Origin of the sequence: Microcystis sp. LE19-10.1B, from assembly GCF_027530565.1 — a bacterium.
Classification (GTDB): Bacteria; Cyanobacteriota; Cyanobacteriia; order Cyanobacteriales; family Microcystaceae; genus Microcystis; species Microcystis aeruginosa.
This window is the reverse complement of record NZ_JAPZQM010000469.1, coordinates 1-1,493: the sequence shown is the minus strand read 5'-3', so window position 1 is coordinate 1,493 and position 1,493 is coordinate 1. Positions and strand designations below refer to the sequence as shown.

Here is a 1,493-nt window from a genome sequence, read left to right as displayed (position 1 = left end):
TTGCAAAAACAGTATGGCAAAGGTAAATGGAGAAAATTAAAGGGCATAGCCCAAGTTCAGCTTGCCAATGGTATAGTAAGGTTAGCTGAAGTCCATTGGTAGGAAGCTCATGGCATCGGCAAAAAAGAATTTAAGCTCAAGCTACCGTTTCTAGATTGACCATGAAAATAGAGTCATCTCCAACAAATAAGTTCGCAGTTTGTCTCAATAATGAAGGCTACGAAGCTTCACTAGAAGTTGGCAAAATATACCGCGTTATCCCTGATGAGACAGCAGAAATAAACAGTCTAATTCGGGTTATTGATGAAAGTGGTGAAGATTACGCTTTTTCTGTGAATCGGTTTCATGCTATTGAGTTACCAAAGCCAATAGAAGAGGCATTGTTATCAATGGCCAACTAAAATCCTGCCAATCCACCGAAAAAGAAACCACAAAAGTAGGCTAAATTGCCTCTAAAAATACCATAAATACCCCTTCATTCAATCTTGAGTGGGTTTATTTTTTTCTTCATCAACAATCTGTAAAACACTGCTGTATAAAGCTGCAGCAACCCAAAATCCTGCTCGATCAATCAAAGCGTCTAGCAAGGGTTTCACCTCAGAGATTAACCCTCGATTCTTCGCCTCAACCAAAATGCCCAGAATTCCTGTGTATCGAAGATTAAGTCTAGCAGCAATCCTACGACCACGACGCTCATCAATCAAAACTTGATCCGCTCCCAACTCAAGTGCCAAAGCAATAGCCTCAGCTTCTCCCTTATCTAGTTCACGACTCAAGAGCTTCAATCACTGTGCGGTTAGTTACCGTTCGAGTTTGAATCCAATCTAAGGTTTGGACTTCTATTGAACCTGCTACCGGAAAATCAGGCTCAGTTAATTCTCGATAAACTGCTTCGGGAATAAAAACTATTTCGTAAAGTTGTTGTAGCAGATGAAGTTGATTAATGGCGGCAAGATTGTTGATAGGGGATGTATCACTGACAACGATCACAATCTGCCCATCTCCCGCAAGTTCTTAATATCCTGTTCAAAATCTTCGACATCGTAGTGTACCGGAATTTGACGACTTGCAAGTAGGTGTTGAAAAGCAATACGATTCATTCCTGCAAATCGACTCGCTTGAGCAAGGGTGAGCTTCTCTTTTTGAAAGAGCATGACCGCAATTTCCTGCCTCATCTCAGCTTCAGTCATGCGTGTTGCACTGAGAATTTCATCGGAGATATCAATACTCATGGCTATAACCCTATCTATCCCTTCCTATTGGAATAATATCATAACCCCCTTCATTTAGTCAGTTGAGGGGGTTTATTTTTTGCGTCTCTTCCTCTTACACATTTTACACATTAAGAATCGGGGTTCTTCGTTACTTGGTATGGTTCGATAGGGGGGCATAAATCGACTAAATCCTTATCTGGCAAGAGACTTAATTGATTAGTTCGCTCTAGAGCAAAAACAATTGACAAAAATCGCTAAATGCTTTTCTATATAAGGGTT

At 40.5% G+C, this 1,493-nt stretch carries 2 protein-coding genes and 1 pseudogene; 1 reads left to right on the top strand and 2 read right to left on the bottom strand.

What is annotated here, in order from left to right; translation table 11 throughout:
• The first annotated feature begins 161 nt into the window (after window positions 1-161).
• Window positions 162-401: a hypothetical protein gene (locus O9332_RS17035; protein ID WP_288026555.1), complete on the top strand. Its 240-nt coding sequence runs from the start codon at window positions 162-164 to the stop codon at window positions 399-401.
• Window positions 402-479: 78 nt separating this feature from the next.
• Here O9332_RS17035 and O9332_RS17030 read toward each other — a convergent pair.
• Window positions 480-990, bottom strand: a pseudogene (locus tag O9332_RS17030) (PIN domain-containing protein).
• Window positions 987-1,232 carry a UPF0175 family protein gene (locus O9332_RS17025; protein ID WP_002748168.1) on the bottom strand — a complete coding sequence of 82 codons (246 nt, stop codon included), beginning with the start codon at window positions 1,230-1,232 and terminating at the stop codon, window positions 987-989. The pseudogene O9332_RS17030 and the gene O9332_RS17025 overlap by 4 nt, the downstream one beginning before the upstream one ends.
• Window positions 1,233-1,493 lie beyond the last annotated feature (261 nt).